The organism is Sphingobacterium sp. UBA5670, from assembly GCF_002420705.1.
In the GTDB taxonomy this organism is placed as follows: Bacteria; Bacteroidota; Bacteroidia; order Sphingobacteriales; family Sphingobacteriaceae; genus Sphingobacterium.
The window spans coordinates 186,035-188,509 of record NZ_DIIM01000004.1; the positions used below are offsets into that span (position 1 = coordinate 186,035).

General features: G+C 32.8%; 3 protein-coding genes. All 3 read right to left on the minus strand.

The window, feature by feature from the left end; translation table 11 throughout:
* The coding region (locus B3C94_RS05480) for a hypothetical protein (protein ID WP_293900225.1) at nucleotides 1-888 on the minus strand (888 nt) is incomplete at its 3' end.
* 41 nt (nucleotides 889-929) lie between these two features.
* Nucleotides 930-1,334: a DUF3244 domain-containing protein gene (locus tag B3C94_RS05485; protein ID WP_293900228.1), complete on the minus strand. Its 405-nt coding sequence runs from the start codon at nucleotides 1,332-1,334 to the stop codon at nucleotides 930-932.
* A gap of 297 nt (nucleotides 1,335-1,631) precedes the next feature.
* Nucleotides 1,632-1,928, minus strand: a complete 297-nt coding sequence (locus B3C94_RS05490) for a hypothetical protein (protein WP_293900231.1) — start codon at nucleotides 1,926-1,928, stop codon at nucleotides 1,632-1,634.
* Nucleotides 1,929-2,475 lie beyond the last annotated feature (547 nt).

The window sequence follows — 2,475 nt, forward strand, 5'->3', positions numbered from 1 at the left end:
TTTATCCTTTAGAAAAGGGTCACCTATCTGATCTGAAATCATACTGATAATAGACGGATCGAACTTTATCATCTCAACATACTCTCTAATTTGAGGATTTAACCTTCCATCTTTGGGATTAGCATGAGACATTCCATAATATATATAATCCCTTTGCCAATATGTTGGATCTACCCCAAACTCTTGCCATGCATTTATGATCATATCTCTATTCTCAGTAGAAGTTGCCGGAGTAGATTTTGTGTTTAATCTTTTATCAAAAGCATCTGCTGCAAATTCATAGGAACCTTTACCCACAGCGCCTTTAACCTTTATATTATTTTTAAGAATAATTCGTTCACTATTTTTAACAACTAAACATGGAAAGCCAGGAATTTCATTCAACTCCAAGTCGAACATCTTTTCACCATTCCCGTAAAAAGTATTCGGATCATTATTTTGATTTAGAGCTGTAACAGCAATTTCCCGATCACCAAGATCCCAAAGTGATGCATTGAAAGCAAAAAAAGATGTTAGATTAGGCACATAAATATTCAGTAATGGCAAGGCCTCTTCGATATTGTCTAAGACCTCACTCTCCCCTGCGTACCTTTCAAGTATTTGACGAAATGTTTCCCCATTGCCAACTATTTCATGTTTTACAAAAGGATAAAATACATCATTGTCGTTGTCAAATTCTTCCATCGCCTTTGCTTTGAGGAATTTTCTTACTTCGGGTTCATTATAGACTGCTTTTGATAAAATTTTAGAAAATTCTGTCCTTGCTGAATCTGCCGACATTGTTGTCTGATTGATTTTTAACTCCGATGGCGCGGAATTTTCTTTCTGACATCCTACTAGAGATGTCGCTCCCAAAATTAATGGGAAAAGCATGTGTTTAGCTTTCATAATTGCCTTAGAAAAATAAGAATAATAAATTTGATAAATACTTACAGTTCGAAACTCCCCAAGATTGTACCGAAGTTGTTGTGGAATGTTATGGTATACTTTCCTTTAGGCAGATTATCAATCGGAATAGCTTGTAACTTGCTGTTACTGTCAAATGTTTCTGCGTAAACAATTCCACCGTTTTGATCTGAGATAATCGTTTCCACTATACCGACATTAAAATTGAAATGGACAAGAATACAAGATTCTTGACGAAAAGCATCTAATGTTTCATTCAGATCCTGGATAGGATGCTTTGGACGGAGGTCACCTTCGCAATGGATGCGTTCACCTTTTTTCTCCGCTTCAGCGGTGGGCTTAAAACGAAAGTGATGCTGAGTAATACAATAACTTGCTTGTAGTGAAATACCACAATTGATCACTAAAAATAAAAATACTTTTTTCATATATGAAACTTGGCTTTAATTGTACCGTAAAAGTATAAACACAATTTTATGTTAATAAGCCAGTGATTATATGTGACCTTTTTTATTAAAAATAAATACTGAATATCAATAATTTACCTCTTCTTTTGTGACTAAAAAGAGTATTAAATAATTACCCCCTTGACGAAAAAAAGAAACTTATTTAAAATTTTTATAAAAAAATGGAATGTTTGATGTTATAGCGTGACATGAAGATCAAATTAAAACACTGATATACAATAATATAAACTAACACATGTGATCAGAATTACCATTGTTTTAATCATATTCAATAGGTAAAGGATTGCTTGTGGAAAAGATTTCCAGAATATTATCTTCCGAAACACCTAATTTTTGCAACTTATCTTTCAACCTTGATTTTCGTACTGTGAGGGCATGGCTTTTTATTTGCAATAATCCGGCAATTTCAGAATTTCCATATTTTTCACATATTAATGTTAACAAAAGTTTCTCTTCGGATTTTAATTGATCAATATATGAATCATCTATTATTTTAAATAAACGAAAATAATCGGAAATAATACTTGAATATCCTTTTTGAATACCATTCTCCATGCTATCTACATTCTTTTTAATTTTGGCGAATCCTNNTCAGCAGGATCCTTTTTAGCATTTCCACTATATCCAACCACAATATTATTTATCTGGTACTTAAAAGAAGCGATGTTACTGATATAATTCCTGAATATTGAATTTATAAACTCATTTTTCCTCTTTTCCTGTTGAAGCTCGTTAAATTCTCTCTTCTGTGTCTGGATTTCATCTTCCTGCTTTGCTAGTTCATATTTTTGACTTTTTTGCTTCAATCCAAAATAAATACTAACAGCAGTAACTATAGCAGAAAATAGACTAATGGTCACAATAATCAAACCTAGTCGATAATTGTCTCCCCTTGTAATTGCTAGCTGCATTTCCTTTGACGCCATATCATATCTCTGTTCCGCTAAAGCAAGTTCATGTACGTTTGTGATGTCCATAATTTGCTGTAGGCAACTATCTTTTAAATGAAGATATTGTAAAGCATCCGTATAATTTCCGTCAGACATGCAACGATTAGCTAAAAACTCTGCTGCGGATTTCTTAAAATAAACATTTTCAATCT